This window comes from Mesorhizobium sp. ESP6-5, assembly GCF_020164695.1.
GTDB classification, from domain to species: domain Bacteria; phylum Pseudomonadota; class Alphaproteobacteria; order Rhizobiales; family Rhizobiaceae; genus Mesorhizobium; species Mesorhizobium australicum.
In genome coordinates this window covers 115,841-129,467 of record NZ_JAIUGR010000018.1, presented here as the reverse complement: position 1 = coordinate 129,467, position 13,627 = coordinate 115,841, and the positions used below count along the sequence as shown (strand labels likewise).

The 13,627-nt window shown below is 62.1% G+C and carries 18 protein-coding genes; 5 read left to right on the top strand and 13 right to left on the bottom strand.

The window, feature by feature from the left end; all coding sequences use genetic code 11:
* Positions 1-201: 201 nt before the first annotated feature.
* From ttcA to LB524_RS26220, 3 genes are all read left to right on the top strand, one after another.
* The gene (ttcA, locus tag LB524_RS26230; protein WP_140787541.1) at positions 202-1,089 is read left to right on the top strand and encodes a tRNA 2-thiocytidine(32) synthetase TtcA; all 888 of its coding nucleotides are present in this window, start codon (positions 202-204) and stop codon (positions 1,087-1,089) included.
* Positions 1,079-1,906 carry an inositol monophosphatase family protein gene (locus LB524_RS26225; RefSeq protein ID WP_140787539.1) on the top strand — a complete coding sequence of 276 codons (828 nt, stop codon included), beginning with the start codon at positions 1,079-1,081 and terminating at the stop codon, positions 1,904-1,906. The genes ttcA and LB524_RS26225 overlap by 11 nt, the downstream gene beginning before the upstream one ends.
* A gap of 63 nt (positions 1,907-1,969) precedes the next feature.
* A complete protein-coding gene (locus LB524_RS26220) occupies positions 1,970-2,377 on the top strand; it encodes a TonB C-terminal domain-containing protein (protein WP_224531178.1) in 408 nt (135 codons plus the stop codon).
* Between the two features lie 19 nt (positions 2,378-2,396).
* On the opposite strand, the gene LB524_RS26215 is transcribed toward LB524_RS26220, so the two are convergent.
* The 5 genes from LB524_RS26215 to purL form a co-directional block, all read right to left on the bottom strand.
* Positions 2,397-3,683 carry a multidrug effflux MFS transporter gene (locus tag LB524_RS26215; RefSeq protein WP_140616996.1) on the bottom strand — a complete coding sequence of 429 codons (1,287 nt, stop codon included), beginning with the start codon at positions 3,681-3,683 and terminating at the stop codon, positions 2,397-2,399.
* Positions 3,684-3,830: 147 nt separating this feature from the next.
* Positions 3,831-4,166, bottom strand: coding sequence for a Grx4 family monothiol glutaredoxin (gene grxD / locus LB524_RS26210; protein ID WP_013895877.1), 336 nt, complete (start codon positions 4,164-4,166; stop codon positions 3,831-3,833).
* Positions 4,167-4,317: 151 nt separating this feature from the next.
* A complete protein-coding gene (locus LB524_RS26205) occupies positions 4,318-4,551 on the bottom strand; it encodes a BolA/IbaG family iron-sulfur metabolism protein (RefSeq protein WP_015318146.1) in 234 nt (77 codons plus the stop codon).
* A gap of 122 nt (positions 4,552-4,673) precedes the next feature.
* Complete coding sequence (locus LB524_RS26200) at positions 4,674-5,261, bottom strand: hypothetical protein (protein WP_224531170.1); 588 nt, start codon at positions 5,259-5,261, stop codon at positions 4,674-4,676.
* Positions 5,262-5,268: 7 nt separating this feature from the next.
* A complete protein-coding gene (purL, locus tag LB524_RS26195; protein WP_224531169.1) occupies positions 5,269-7,500 on the bottom strand; it encodes a phosphoribosylformylglycinamidine synthase subunit PurL in 2,232 nt (743 codons plus the stop codon).
* A gap of 237 nt (positions 7,501-7,737) precedes the next feature.
* On the opposite strand from purL, the gene LB524_RS26190 reads away from it, so the two are divergent.
* Positions 7,738-7,902, top strand: a complete 165-nt coding sequence (locus LB524_RS26190; RefSeq protein ID WP_015318143.1) for a hypothetical protein — start codon at positions 7,738-7,740, stop codon at positions 7,900-7,902.
* A 75-nt stretch (positions 7,903-7,977) separates the two neighbouring features.
* On the opposite strand, the gene LB524_RS26185 is transcribed toward LB524_RS26190, so the two are convergent.
* Complete coding sequence (locus tag LB524_RS26185; protein ID WP_224531167.1) at positions 7,978-9,387, bottom strand: PLP-dependent aminotransferase family protein; 1,410 nt, start codon at positions 9,385-9,387, stop codon at positions 7,978-7,980.
* Between the two features lie 94 nt (positions 9,388-9,481).
* Between LB524_RS26185 and LB524_RS26180 the strand changes: the two genes are divergently transcribed.
* Positions 9,482-9,733: a DUF1127 domain-containing protein gene (locus tag LB524_RS26180; RefSeq protein ID WP_224531174.1), complete on the top strand. Its 252-nt coding sequence runs from the start codon at positions 9,482-9,484 to the stop codon at positions 9,731-9,733.
* A gap of 7 nt (positions 9,734-9,740) precedes the next feature.
* On the opposite strand, the gene LB524_RS26175 is transcribed toward LB524_RS26180, so the two are convergent.
* From LB524_RS26175 to purC, 7 genes are all read right to left on the bottom strand, one after another.
* Positions 9,741-10,382 (bottom strand): Pr6Pr family membrane protein, encoded by a 642-nt coding sequence (locus LB524_RS26175; protein WP_224531166.1) that lies wholly within the window; start codon positions 10,380-10,382, stop codon positions 9,741-9,743.
* Positions 10,383-10,389: 7 nt separating this feature from the next.
* Positions 10,390-10,797, bottom strand: coding sequence for a hypothetical protein (locus tag LB524_RS26170; protein ID WP_015318139.1), 408 nt, complete (start codon positions 10,795-10,797; stop codon positions 10,390-10,392).
* Positions 10,794-11,459, bottom strand: a complete 666-nt coding sequence (locus tag LB524_RS26165) for a glutathione S-transferase family protein (protein ID WP_140717438.1) — start codon at positions 11,457-11,459, stop codon at positions 10,794-10,796. Before LB524_RS26165 ends, LB524_RS26170 begins: the two co-directional genes overlap by 4 nt.
* Positions 11,460-11,523: 64 nt before the next feature.
* Positions 11,524-12,192 carry a phosphoribosylformylglycinamidine synthase subunit PurQ gene (gene purQ / locus LB524_RS26160; protein ID WP_015318137.1) on the bottom strand — a complete coding sequence of 223 codons (669 nt, stop codon included), beginning with the start codon at positions 12,190-12,192 and terminating at the stop codon, positions 11,524-11,526.
* Positions 12,189-12,431: a hypothetical protein gene (locus LB524_RS26155; RefSeq protein WP_140662031.1), complete on the bottom strand. Its 243-nt coding sequence runs from the start codon at positions 12,429-12,431 to the stop codon at positions 12,189-12,191. Before LB524_RS26155 ends, purQ begins: the two co-directional genes overlap by 4 nt.
* 32 nt (positions 12,432-12,463) lie before the next feature.
* Complete coding sequence (gene purS, locus LB524_RS26150) at positions 12,464-12,706, bottom strand: phosphoribosylformylglycinamidine synthase subunit PurS (RefSeq protein WP_015318135.1); 243 nt, start codon at positions 12,704-12,706, stop codon at positions 12,464-12,466.
* 42 nt (positions 12,707-12,748) lie between these two features.
* Entirely contained in the window at positions 12,749-13,543 is a 795-nt protein-coding gene (gene purC / locus LB524_RS26145) for a phosphoribosylaminoimidazolesuccinocarboxamide synthase (RefSeq protein ID WP_013532127.1), read from the bottom strand.
* Positions 13,544-13,627: the final 84 nt, after the last annotated feature.

The following is a 13,627-nucleotide window of genomic DNA, read 5'->3' as shown; positions in this document are numbered from 1 at the left end:
TTCAGGGGCGGGTCGCTTCAACATGACCCAGTGAATCAAAAACCCCCGGCAATTGCCAGGGGTTTGTCAGCAGTCTGAGGCCGCCCTCGAGGCGGCCTTTTTGTTTCGGGCACCCGTTTTGCGGCGTGTCGCTAAAATCAATTTCGATTTTCCAGACAATGCGCTAAGCCGGGCGGAAGTCACATCCGGGGCCGTCGCGCCATGAACATGCAGCCAGACATCGAAACACTAGAACCGGCCGCCGAAGGCGGCTCTCACCCGCTGTTCGCCGATGTACCGTCCTCGGTCGAGTTCAACAAGCTGCGCAAGCGACTGCTACGGCTGACCCGCCAGGCGATCGAGGATTTTTCGATGGTGAAGCCGGGCGAGCGCTGGCTGGTCGCGCTATCGGGCGGCAAGGATTCCTACGGTCTGCTGGCCATGTTGCTTGATCTCAAATGGCGCGGGATGCTGCCAGTCGAGTTGCTGGCCTGCAATCTCGACCAGGGCCAGCCGAATTTCCCCAAACATATCCTGCCCGACTATCTCGACACCAACGGCATAGCGCACCGTATCGAATACCGGGACACCTATTCGGTCGTGACCGACAAGCTCCCCGAAGGCAGCACCTATTGCTCACTCTGCTCGCGGCTGCGGCGCGGCCATCTCTACAGGATCGCGCGCGAGGAAGGCTGCTCGGCCCTGGTCCTCGGCCATCATCGCGAGGACATCCTCGAAACCTTCTTCATGAACCTGTTCCACGGCGGGCGGCTTGCCGCCATGCCGCCGAAACTGCTCAACGACGAAGGCGACGTGGTGGTGTTGCGGCCGCTGAGCTACTGCGCCGAAATCGATCTGGAGAAATTCGCTGCCGCGATGCGGTTCCCAATCATCCCTTGCGATCTCTGCGGCAGCCAGGAAGGGCTGCAGCGCAACGCCATGAAAGCGATGCTCGAGGACATCGAAAAGCGCATGCCCGGCCGCAAGGACACCATGATTCGCGCTCTGTCCAACACCAGGCCGTCGCATTTGCTCGACCGAAAGCTGTTCGATTTCGCCGCCCTCAATGAAACCCTCGCGATCAGGCAAGACATTTCCGATGACATTTGACGACACCGCGATCGACTGGCTGGCCGGCATTCTGGCCGAGGCAGCCCAAGCCGAAATCATGCCGCGCTTTCGCCGACTGGGCGACGGCGACATCAGGCAGAAGACTTCCGCCGCCGACCTGGTGACGGAGGCCGATGTCAACGCCGAGCGGCTGATCACCGCCAGGCTGCGCGATCGCTATCCCTCTGCCATGGTGGTGGGCGAGGAGGCCTGCTCCGAAGATCCGGCGCTGCTCGACGGCTTGGGCGATGCCGAACTGGCGTTCACCGTCGATCCGGTGGACGGCACCTTCAATTTCGCGTCCGGCGTGCCGCTGTTCGGCGTCATGCTGGCGGTCGTGGTCAGGGGGGAGACGGTCGCGGGCATCATTCATGATCCGGTGGGCAAGGACTGGCTCATCGCCGCCAGGGGTGCCGGCAGTCATATCAGGCATGCCCATGGCAACCTGGAGAAAGTGCATGTGGCGGCGCCCGTGCCGATCTCGCAGATGACCGGCGCGGTGTCCTGGCAATATCTCGACGAACCGGAGCGCTCACGCCTGGCGCGCAACCAGACCAAGGCACTGTCGCAGTTCGCCTATCGCTGCGCTGCTCACGAATATCGCCTGCTGGCGAGCGGGCATGCGCATTTTGTCGTCTACAACAAGCTGATGCCCTGGGATCATCTGCCCGGCGTGCTGATCCATCAGGAGGCCGGCGGCCATGCCGCTCGCATCGACGGCAGCGCCTATCTGCCCTCGCATGTCGATGGCGGTCTGCTTGTCGCGCCGGACCAGGACAGCTGGCAGGAACTGCGCCGCGAGTTGTGGGCGGAATAGGACCAATTCCTGTGGCTTAAACCGTTGTATGATCGAGTCGGGCGTTTTGGCGGAGGCTCTCGGATGAAACCTCGGTTCGCAATTTTTGCGGCGGCTCTTGCCGTGGTGCTGTTTGCGAACTCCAGCGCGGCAATCGCGCAAGAACGCCCCTGTCACAGTTCCGATCCCATCGACACCATCAAGGAGATGTCGGACGCTATCTATGCCTGTTGGAAACCGCCACCCGGAACCGCGGGCATGTCCTTGACCATGCAGTTCTCGCTCCGTCGCAACGGGACGCTGATCGGGACGCCTCGCGCCTCCTATTCCGATCTGGGGGCCGATCCGCGGCTCAGCCGAGCCTTCGTGGCGTCCATCCTCAAGGCGCTCGACGACGCTCTTCCATTCCCCTTTTCAAACGGCATGGGCGGAGCGATCGCGGGGCGGATGCTCTCTCCTCGCTTCACGGCGGCGCTTGAACGCGCATCCTGACGCCACCAGCAGACGACAATCAGTGCAGGTCGGTGACGTGGCCTGAAACGGGGGCGTTCTGCGGCTGGAACATCTTGCCGCGCTCCGCAAACAGGATCATCAGCAGCGCGGCCACCGAGACGCTGCAGAAACCGGCGGCCAGCGGCGTCACCGTGCCGTTGAAAGCCTGGCCGATCAGCGTGCCGAGAATGCCGCCGAGAAAAGTCTGCATGAAACCCAGGATCGATGACGCCGTGCCGGCCAGCTGGCCAAGCGGCTCCATGGCCAACGCATTGAAATTGGCTCCAAGACAGCCAAACGGCAGCATGGCACTGGCAAAGAAGGTGATGAACAGCCAGAGCGGCATCTTCGTTTCCAGTGAAACCACCAGCCAGGCCAGGCTGATCACCAGAAACAGCAACAGCGCGCTTTGCGACAGGCGGCGCATGCCGACGCGGCCGACGAGGCGCGAGTTCAGATAGTTGGAGAAGGCGAGTACGCCCGCGACACCGGCGAAAATGACGGGAAACATCTCGCCGACGTCGAAGATGTTGACGTAGATTTGCTGCGCCGAGGCGATGAAGCCGAACATGGCGCCGAAGATGAAGGTGCTGGCGAAGGCATAGCAGAGCGCGATGCGGTTGGTGAGCACGATGCGGAAGCCGCCGAGGATGGATGAAACCGTCAGTGGCCGGCGATATTCGGGATGCAGCGTCTCGGGCAGGCGCAGCAGCGACCACGCCGAGACGATCATAGCTCCGACGGCCATTGTGACGAATATCCAATGCCAGGTCGCGAACAGCATGATGAACTGGCCGATGCCTGGAGCCACGACCGGGATCGCCATGAACACCATGAAGATCAGCGACATGACTTCGGCCATACGCCGGCCGTCGAATGTATCGCGCACGATCGAGACCGCTATGACGCGCGTGGCAGCCGCGCCAAGGCCTTGCACGGCGCGGCATATCAAGAGCGTTTCAAAGCTCGGCGCGATAGCGGCCGCGGCGGCCGCCGCCACATAGATGATCAGGCCGGCGACGAGCGGCGATCGGCGCCCGAACCGGTCCGAGATCGGCCCGAAGAACAGTTGGCCGCCGCCGAAACCCAGTATGTAGGCGGTGACCACATATTGCCGATGATTTTCGTTCTCGACCCCGAGCGAGGCACCGATCTGCTGCAGCGCCGGCAGCATGATGTCGATGGCCAGCGAATTGAGCGCCATCAGCGCCGCGCAGAGCGCGATGAACTCCCAGCGCGGAATCGCCAATTGGCTTGCCGGGGGCGAGGTGCTTGCCCCTTGCGGCGCTGATTTCTGCTGGTCCACGGCAAGTCCGATCTCTCAAACGAAAATGCGCCGGCGGGCCGGCGCATTTGGCTCGTCTTGGTCCCGGGATCCGGGCTTGTAAAATTGCCGAGGTGGGGCCGCCCCGGTGGCTTGGGCATGTCGATACCGACACGCCCAAAACGGAAGTCAGGCGGCGCCTTTGACGCTCACGCCCTTCTCGACCAGGAAGGTCTGCAATTCGCCGGCCTGGAACATTTCGCGGATGATATCGCAGCCGCCGACGAATTCGCCCTTGACGTAGAGCTGCGGGATCGTCGGCCAGTTGGAATAGTCCTTGATGCCCTGGCGCAGCTCGGCGGAGTCCAGAACGTTCACGCCTTTGTAGTCGGCGCCGATATAGTCGAGGATCTGGACGACCTGGCCGGAAAATCCGCATTGCGGGAAGCCGGGCGTGCCCTTCATGAAAAGGACGACGTCGTTGCCCTTCACTTCATTGTCGATGTAGTCGTTGATGCCGCTCATGGAATATCCTTTCACGCCTGTGGGAGTCAGGCTCGAAACATGCCCCTCAAATAAACCCATAGGTTGCCCGAAACAAGACTTTAGCCATGCCATCACCCGAATGGCGCAAAGAATGGGCGCTTTTGGGCCAAGCGTGTCGGGTGGAAATGCCTCAGTCGGGAACGCTGGTCTGCAGCGCCAGCGCGTGCAGCACGCCGCCCATATTGCCCTTCAATGCGTCATAGACCATCTGATGCTGCTGGACGCGGCTTTTTCCGCGAAAGCTCTCGGCCACGACCTCAGCGGCGTAATGGTCGCCGTCACCGGCGAGGTCGCGAATTGTCACACGGGCATCCGGTATGCCGTCCTTGATCAGTTTTTCGATGTCGTGAGCGTCCATTGCCATTGCGGAAATTCCTGTTTCGGAAGGGCGGCGGCGCGGCGGCCCATATGATGAGAGTCGGGCAAGCCTAAAGCCTTTCCAATCCGGATTGAAGCGGTTCTGTCCGGTATCCGTTCTGCTGGTGTTCAGGCGATGGTTTCACCCGGCCCCCGCGCCGGCTCATCCTCACGCATCGAGAAGGCGCGGCCAAGGCTGAAGACCAGCACGTAGAGCGGGAGGTTGACCGCCATGTTGGCGATCGGCAGATAGCTGGTCATTCGCCAGGCGGGCGAGAAGAACGGCTGGCCGTAACCATCGCAGACAAGCGAAGAGCCGTACTCCCACAAGGCCCCCAAGACGGCCGAGACGGCGAAAAGCTTGATGCAGGTGACGACGTGTCTTGTCCGCGCCTGGTCCGGCAGAAGCCGGTTCCAAAGCAGCAGGCAGACGATCGGAACCGCATAGATGAGGTTCTGCAGCACAAGCATCGGAAGCGTGCCGTTGGCCGCGGCGAGGAATTCTCCGCGCGTTTCCAGCCTGGAACAAACCTCGCTCGATGTTGTCGAGAGCAGGAAGAAGACGAAGGGCCCGAGGCACCAGAAGAAGAACAGCGACGGCCAGAAGACGACTGCAAGCAGCGCCCGGACGGCCAGTTTCTTATGATTGAGCAGGATCTCTGGACAAATCGGTTTTCCCTTTGTCCGAGAAAACCGGTTTCCACCTTTCGGGATCATGCCCTGGTCAACTGGCCTGATCCATGAAGCGCGGGAACCAGCCTTCATGGGCGGCGGTCAAGTCGCTGACCGGGATTGCCCTGGCATCGCCGAGCTTCAACGCGGCGCCGCCGGTCGAGCCGATCCACGGCGCGAAAATGCCGAGTTCGCCCTGCTGCTTGCGGATGGCGTCCCATTCATCGCCATGCGGATCGATCGACAGCGTCAGGAGATAGCGGCCCTGGTCTTCGCCGAACCAGACCGGGATCGGATCGGTACCGACAAGCCCGGGAACGGTCGCGCCGATGCCCGACGCCATCGCCATTTCGGCCAGCGCCACCGCAATGCCGCCATCTGAGACGTCATGCGCGGCCGTGACGATGCCGGCAGCGATCAGCGAGCGTACGTGGTCGCCGACGCGCTTCTCGTGTTCGAGGTCGACCGGCGGCGGCGGGCCGTCGCTGCGGCCGTGGATATCCCTGAAATAGACGGACTGGCCAAGATGCGTTCCCCAGGAAGCCGGTGCGCCGACCAGCAGGATCATCTGGCCTTCCGCGGCGAAACCGATCCGCGCCATCTTCGACCAGTCTGATATCAGGCCGACGCCGCCGATGGTCGGTGTCGGCAGGATGCCCCGGCCGTTGGTCTCGTTGTAGAGCGAGACATTGCCCGACACGATCGGGAAACCAAGCGCCCGGCAGGCGTCGCCGATGCCTTTCACCGCGCCAACCAACTGGCCCATGATCTCAGGCCGTTCGGGATTGCCGAAATTGAGATTGTCGGTGGCGGCGAGCGGCAGCGCACCGGTGGCGGTCAGGTTGCGCCAGCATTCGGCCACCGCCTGCTTGCCGCCCTCGTAGGGGTCGGCTTCGCAATAGCGGGGCGTCACGTCGGAGGAGAAGGCCAGCGCCTTGGTTGGATGGCCCTCGACCCGCACCACGCCGGCGTCGCCGCCCGGAAGCTGCAGCGAATTGCCCTGGATCAGTGTGTCGTACTGTTCCCACACCCAGCGGCGCGAAGACAGGTCCGGTCCGCCAAGCAGCTTCAGCAGCGCATCGGCGAGGTCGGCCTGCGGGATATCGTTGGCGGCAAGCGGCGCCGGCTTCTTCGGCTCGACCCAAGGGCGATCGTATTCGGGAGCCTTGTCACCGAGATCCTTGATCGGCAGGTTGGCGACCTCGTTCCCCTGGTGCCGCACGCGGAAGCGCAGATCGTCGGTGGTCTTGCCGACGATGGCGAAGTCGAGGCCCCATTTGTGAAAGATCGCCTCGGCCTCCTTCTCTTTTTCGGGGCGCAGCACCATCAGCATGCGCTCCTGGCTTTCCGACAGCATCATCTCGTAGGCGCTCATGCGCTCCTCGCGCACCGGCACCTTGTCGAGGTCGAGTTCGATGCCGAGGTCGCCCTTGGCGCCCATTTCGACCGCCGAACAGGTGAGGCCGGCAGCACCCATGTCCTGGATGGCGATCACGGCGCCCGAAGCCATCAGTTCGAGAGAGGCCTCCAGCAGGCATTTTTCGGTGAAGGGATCGCCGACCTGCACGGTCGGGCGCTTCTCGTCGATCTTGTCGTCGAATTCGGCCGAGGCCATGGTGGCGCCGCCGACGCCGTCGCGGCCGGTCTTGGCGCCCAGATAGACGACCGGCAGGCCGACGCCCTTTGCCTCGGACAGGAAGATGGCATCGGTCTTGGCAAGGCCCGCGGCAAAGGCATTGACCAGGATGTTGCCGTTGTAGCGGGCGTCGAAATTGACCTCGCCGCCGACCGTCGGCACGCCGAAGGCATTGCCGTAGCCGCCGACGCCGGAAACCACGCCCGCGACCAGATGCCTGGTCTTGGGATGGTCGGGCGCGCCGAAGCGCAGCGCGTTCATCGCCGCGATCGGCCGCGCGCCCATGGTGAAGACGTCGCGCAAGATGCCGCCGACGCCCGTCGCCGCACCCTGGTAGGGCTCGATGAAGGAGGGATGGTTGTGGCTTTCCATCTTGAAGACGACGCAGTCGCCGTCACCGATGTCGACCACGCCGGCATTCTCGCCTGGGCCCTGGATGACTTGCGGGCCGGTGGTCGGCAAGGTGCGCAGCCATTTCTTCGAGGATTTGTAGGAGCAGTGCTCGTTCCACATCGCCGAGAAGATGCCGAGTTCGGTGAAGCTCGGCTCGCGACCGACCAGGTCCAATATGCGCTGATACTCATCGGGCTTCAGCCCATGCGAGGCGATGAGGTCTGATGTGATCGGGACGGAATTGGAAGTGGTCATGGGCGGCGATTTATGTCCATGGAGCAGGGATTTTGAGTCTCCTCTTATCGCAAGCCTTGCGGTCGATACACCCGTCGGCTGAGGAAAAAGGCAGAAAGCAACAGGGCGATAGATCGCGGCAGGCCTTTTGGTGAGCAGCGAAAGGCGTCCACCCAGCTTTCAAGTCCCCGCAAAACCAAAATGGGGAACGCTCCGATGCCCCGGTCGTTAGGTCCCTATCACCGAGGAGACAGAATCATGGCTACCAAGCAAGGCAAGAACGACAATCGCCTCTCGGACAAGGAAGCTCTCCATATCGCGGAGACCACCGACGTTTCGCCGCGGCAGGCCAAGGAATTGGCTGAGAAGCACGGCAAGGAAAAAGCCGAGAAGGAAGCCAAGAACTTCAAGGCCGAAGGTTGATCCGGGTCTGGTTCTGACAAGTCTAGTGTCGCAAGTCGACGTCTCGAGGCAGCAGGGCGGGTGGCCGCGAACGGTTCAGGAAAAACTGTCGTAGCCCGCGCGGCCCTCGTCCAGCAGCCGCCTGATCACCGCGACGCCGCGGGCAACATCCTCGCGCCCGCTCGGCTGCGAAACACCGAAGCGCACCCCATGGAAAACCCGCTCCGAGCGCCCCGCCTTGAATTCATCCTCATCGTCGATCAGCACGCCATGCTCCAGGCAGGCATTCTTGAACGTGCCGGAAAGCCAGGGATCGGGCAGGGTGAGCCAGACGAACGGCACCTTGTCGTGCGATCTGAATGAGAAGCCCGCCAAACTTTCGCGCACTATGGACATGCGGGCGCTGATCTCCGCGATGCTGCGCTTGCGGATTTCGCTGGCATGGCCGGAAAGCACCAGCCGGGCATTCACCTCCGCCAGCAGGAATGGCATGCCGCCGGTCATCATCTTGTGGGCGACCCGGATGCGATGGCGATAGGCGGGCGGGCAGGAGAGCCAGCCGCCGCGCAGGCCGGCGGCGACCGATTTCGACAGGCCGCCGGCGATGATGGTGCGTTCGGGCGCGAATTCGGCAAGCAGCGGTGTCGGGTCGTCGGTCAAATGGCCGTAGAGGTCATCCTCGATCAGGATGACGTTGTAATCACGGGCGATACGCGCGATCGCCTCGCGTCGCGCCGACGACAAAGTCACCAAGGTCGGATTCTGCGCCGTCGGTATCAGGAAGATCATCCTGGGGTGCTTTTGCGCGCAGACGCGTTCGAAATCCGCCGGATCGAGGCCTTCATCGTCCGATGCCACCAGCGCGGTGCGCCGGCCGATCAGGCCGGCACTGCGGGAAATCTGGGAGTAGGTGAGGTGCTCGAAGGCGACATAGTCGCCGGGCGTGGTCAGGGCCGCGATCGCGGCCATCACCGCCGCATGGGTGCCGAGGGTAGGCACGATTGTATCGATCGTTGGTCGGAAGGCATTCCGCGACAGCCACCGGGCGCCGGCTTCGTACCAGCGATGCGGGAAGTCGCGCGTGTAACTTGAAATCTCATGCGGATGGTCCTGTGCGGTGCGCGACAGGACATCGGCTACAACGGCGCCCTGGCCGATATCAGGGGCTGCCGTGCTGTCGAACCGCAACTTGCCCTTGGGGGCATCGACATAGCGCGTGCCCTCCACGCTGGTGTCGGGCGTCTCCGGCTTCGTAACTCCGATGTTCTGGCTAAGCACGTAGGTCCCGCGTCCGACTTCGCCGCTGACGAGACCGCGCTCGCGCAGCAATTGATAGGCCCGCCCGACGGTGCCGACCGTGGCACCGATGTCGTAGGCAAGGTCGCGCTGTGGCGGCAGTTTTGCCCCCGCGCCGATCACTCCTCGGTCGATATCCGCCTCGATGGAATCCGCGAGACGCTGATACAGCGGGCCTGAACCGGTGAGATCTGGAATCCAATTTGTCATGGTGACAATTTTCTATATTGCACCGTTTTTGGAGTCAATACATACCGGCAATGCATCCAACCCAGGGGTGCAATTGACATTTGGCAGAAAGAAAATGAATACAATCGGAACATTCCGCCACTCGGAAACCCAATTGCTCGGTCAGCCTGCTCGCCCGTCCGGGCAGCGCGGCTTCGCCGGCCGAATTGTGCAAGTGCTCAGTTCGCTGGCGAAATGGATCGACCACCTGCTGGAGCGCCGGCGCGGCCGGCTGGCGCTGCTGGAGATGACCGACGATCAACTCAAGGACATCGGCATTTCGCGCTGCGACGCTCACCGCGAAGGCATCAAGCCGCTCTGGGAATAGCGGCCCGTTATCGGATGCCTTTGCTCCCGAGGCGTCCGATAGCGTGGTCGACGAAAACGGCGACGACGCATATCACAAGGAAAAGTGTGGTTATGGCGAGCGCGGCCATGGCGACGCTCTCAACGCCGTTCCTGGCGACATTGAGGAAGGGGTAGGGCACTTCGCCCGCCAGCGGCGCGCGCGCCAGCGCATAGGCCAGATAGGCGATGGGATAGAGCACCCACCAGGAGATGTCGCTCCATCGCGTCCTGCCATCGGCGCCCGATATCAGCCACCACAGCACGAACAGCACCGGCGTCACGTAGTGCAGCAGGATGTCGCAGAGCAGGAACAGGCCTTGCGGCTGCCAGAGCCGCGCCAGAACCGTGGCATAGACGATGAATACTAGGGTGATCGAAGCCGCGACGCCCGCGCGCATCCGTGGTCCGGCAAAGGCCGGCAGCCATGCATAGAAGCTGGATGACAACAGCGAAGCGTGGACCAGCACGGCGCCAATGTTGGTCAGGATGGTGAAGAAGCTGAAATAGAACACGATCGAGCCGAGCAGGCCGCGGCCCGCTACCATCGAAGCCGGAATGGTGATCGAGAACTGCAAAGCGAGCGCTATCAGGCCAACAAACAATCCCGCGATCTGCAGGAACCGACCCATGGCAGGCTCAGGCGGTGGCCGCGCAGGCCGGATTGCCCGCCTGCCAGCGCGCGACATCAGAGCTGATGCGTGCGCCGAGCGGGTCGTTCATCAACGGTCCGAAGACGTCGACACGGCTTGAATTGCCCTGTGCCTGCACGACCAGCAACGGTTTGCCGCCATAGTGCTTGGCCGGCACCAGAAGGAAGCGCGGCGTGCCGCTGAACGAGTTCAGTTCATTGGCCATCTGATACTGCCTGAAGGCCGGATCCTTGCTGGCGATCCAGCATTTGTGGGCCGATATCGCCACCTGTTCCATGGAGAGCAGCGCGGCGCTCTTGCCCGACGGCACGGGCGTGCTCTTGGGGCTCGATTGGCAAGATGCCAAGGCAAAGCCTGACACGGCGATCAGGGCGATCGTCCTGTTCTTGATCAAGCGGCACCCATTTCGAGTTCGGACAGAAAGATCTTCAGGCCGTCGGTCATCTCGCCCCACACCCTGGACAATGCCGGATGCTGCGAGGCGATCTGCTCATAGGCATCGAATCTGGGATAGGCGTCGAGCAGGTCGTGGCGGCCGGTCATGGCGCGGAAATTGTTGAAGATGAACCGCGTCGGCGTCAGCCAGGCATCGGCGAAACTGATGTCGCTGCCGAGCGCGAAGGGGCCTTGCGCCATGCGTGCCTCGATGGCGGCCAGCCCATGGTGCAGACGGGCGAATTGGGCGTCGATCTCGGCAGTGTCGCGCTTCGGCACGAAATGCAGTTCGAAAAGCTTCATCGTCGGTGTGAGTACGTCGAGATCGACGATGCGGGCAAACATGCGCACCAGCGCGCGGTCCTTCGAATCGGGCGGCAACAGAGCTGGTTCGGGAAACCGTTCCTCGAGATATTCGGCGATCACCACCGATTCGACGATCGTTTCGCCCGAGCCGGTGATCAGAACCGGAATCCGGTTCATCGGCGAGATGGCGCGAAACGCCTCGGGGATCGGAAAACCGGGCGGCGGCGCGATGATCTTGATCGGCACGTCCTTGATATAGGCCAGCGCCCGCACGATCGAAGAGTAGGGCGACAACGGCCGCGAATAGAGTTTCATGACCGTCTCTCCCTCACGCTATGATCTTGAATTGCCGCAATTCTTAAGGTTGCGGTTGCAAACTTCAAGCGGCAATGCCCAAGGCGCCTTCGAACAGCGCTCTGCCGTCATTGCCGCCATGCGCTGCTTCTATCAGATTCTCGGGATGCGGCATCAGGCCGAGCACATTGCCTTGTTCGTTGACGATGCCGGCAATGTCGTTGATCGAGCCGTTCGGGTTGGTGCCTTCGGCATAGCGGAACACCACCTGGCCTTCGCCCTCGAGACGGGCAAGTGTGTCGGCGTCGGCAAAGTAATTCCCGTCGTGATGCGCCACCGGCGAGCGGATGATCTGGCCCGGCTGGTAGCGACGCGTGAACATGGTGTTGGCGTTGGCGATCTCGAGCTTGACCTGCCGGCAGACGAATTTCAGCGAGGTGTTGCGCATCAGCGCACCTGGCAGCAGACCGGCCTCGACGAGAATTTGGAAACCGTTGCAAACGCCGATGACCATGACGCCCTTGGCCGCCTTTTCGGCGACCGCCCGCATGACCGGCATGCGTGCCGCGATCGCGCCGCAGCGCAGATAGTCGCCAAAGGAAAAACCGCCTGGGATGGCGATCAGGTCGACATCGGGAATTTCGGTGTCGGTCTGCCAGACGGTTGCCGGCGCCTGTCCGGAAATCTTGGTCAGCGCCGCGATCATGTCGCGGTCGCGGTTGAGGCCAGGGAGAAGGACGACGGCTGATTTCATTTTGGTTCGTAAGGCCTTTGTGCTTCGGCAAGTTCGCGCGGGTCGAGACGGCGCTCGATATGTTCTAGCCAATCATCCCGGCGAGCGAGCACGCCATAGATGTTCTTCACGTCACTCTCGGTGGCTATCAGATGACCGCGGATGGAGCCAAGCTCGGATTTTACCTCTCCGAGCGTCAAATCCATCCTGTCCAACCGTGATTGAATGGACTTGAGGCCTTCAAATATCAAAGCTTCCATCGCTCTCGGCCATCAGTTCCTCCGGCACAACTTCAGGTAAGCGTCACACTATAATTCTCAATTACAGTGTTCGCCAGCAGCTTGTCGCACATGGCCTTGAGATCGGCCTCGGCCTTGCCCTTGTCGCTTTCCGAAAGCTCGACGTCGAACACCTTGCCCTGCCGCACTTGGCCGACGCCATCGAAGCCCAGCCCCGACAGCGCGTGTTCGATCGCCTTGCCTTGCGGGTCGAGCACACCATTCTTGAGGGTGACGGTAATGCGGGCCTTGATCACGCTGGACATGCTCCTGTTCTGAACGTTGGGCGCAAGCCGGTGTCAGTGCGGCTTGCCTTTGAGGCCATCGGTCGAGGCGACAAGCACCGGACCGGTAGGACGCGGCGGCTCGTTCTCGTTCATGATGCCGAGGCGGCGGGCGACTTCCTGATAGGCCTCGACGAGGCCGCCCATGTCGCGGCGGAAACGGTCCTTATCGAGCTTGTCCTGCGTCGCCACGTCCCACAGGCGGCAGGAATCCGGCGAAATCTCGTCGGCCACGACGATGCGCATCATGTCGCCCTCGAACAGGCGACCGCACTCGATCTTGAAGTCGACGAGCTGGATGCCGACCCCCATGAACAGGCCGGAGAGGAAATCGTTGACGCGGATGGCCAGCGCCATGACGTCGTCGATCTCCTGCGGGCTTGCCCAGCCGAACGCCGTGATGTGCTCTTCCGAAACCATCGGATCGTCGAGCGCGTCGGCCTTGTAATAGAATTCGATGATCGAGCGCGGCAGGACGGTGCCTTCCTCGATGCCGAGGCGCTTGGACAGCGAACCGGCGGCGACATTGCGCACCACCACCTCGAGCGGGATGATCTCGACTTCCTTGATCAGCTGCTCGCGCATGTTGAGCCGGCGGATGAAGTGGGTCGGGATGCCCATGCGGTTCAAATGATTGAAGATGTATTCGGAAATGCGGTTGTTAAGTACACCCTTGCCGTCGATGACCTCGTGCTTCTTCTTGTTGAACGCGGTTGCGTCGTCCTTGAAGAACTGGATCAGCGTGCCCGGCTCGGGTCCCTCATAGAGGATCTTGGCCTTGCCTTCATAAATGCGGCGGCGATTTTTCATTTGAATTTTTCTCTGGATTTGCGGACAGGCGGCAAGCGACCACTTCCTGTCCGTCCGCCTGAATTAATGCGGCGACGGTGACGT